A 226-nucleotide genomic window follows, 5' to 3' on the forward strand; every position below is an offset into this window, starting at 1 on the left:
GTATAATTGCGATGGGGGGACGGAGCAGGCTAAGCAAGCATGGCGTTGGTAGTCCATGTGAAAGTGAGTAGGCTAGTGACTTAGGTAAATCCGGGTTGCTGTTAGGCTGAGACACGAGACGAGTCACCAAGGTGATGAAGTTGCTGATGCCATACTTCCAGGAAAAGCCTCTAAGCTTCAGATTATACCGAATCGTACCCCAAACCGACACAGGTGGTCAGGTAGA

Annotated in this window: 1 rRNA gene; it reads left to right on the plus strand. The window is 50.0% G+C overall.

Annotated elements, in window-relative coordinates:
* Positions 1-226, plus strand: a 23S ribosomal RNA gene (locus tag PSR9079_RS23555); the annotation flags it as partial.

The organism is Pseudoalteromonas rhizosphaerae, assembly GCF_902498845.1.
Lineage (GTDB): Bacteria > Pseudomonadota > Gammaproteobacteria > Enterobacterales > Alteromonadaceae > Pseudoalteromonas > Pseudoalteromonas rhizosphaerae.